Raw genomic sequence first — 370 nt, forward strand, 5'->3', positions numbered from 1 at the left:
CTCGCACAGCTATGCGATCGCACCGCATCAATCGAAGGCTGAAATCCCTGCACCACAACGGTTCCAGAATCCTCTAGATCTAAAGATCCAAAGATCTAAAAACCACCTTGATGGCAGGTGTGAAACTTGTTATTTAAAATCCATCCGGGCGGACAGAAAAGATTTTTAGTTGAAGATTGCCGATTGCATATTGGTCGTTCAGATCGGCGATCGCTCGTTCGATGGGGTGGTAAGTCAAAGTAACATTCGATCCGCTAACTGTTAGCGTTGACAGTTTCAATGGATCGAGTTGCGGTTTGAGGTCTTCGGGGAAGTCCACCGCGACGGTGCCGCTGAGGAAAATTGCCGCGTCTGGGAATTGCGATCGCAA

1 protein-coding gene is annotated in these 370 nt (G+C 48.6%); it reads right to left on the reverse strand.

Annotated elements, in window-relative coordinates; translation table 11 throughout:
- Positions 1 to 133: 133 nt before the first annotated feature.
- A partial coding sequence (locus LKK83_RS27030; protein WP_324634582.1) for a hypothetical protein occupies positions 134 to 370 on the reverse strand: 237 nt, incomplete at its 5' end.

It is taken from the genome of Phormidium sp. CCY1219 (genome assembly GCF_035615515.1).
In the GTDB taxonomy this organism is placed as follows: domain Bacteria; phylum Cyanobacteriota; class Cyanobacteriia; order Cyanobacteriales; family Laspinemataceae; genus CCY1219.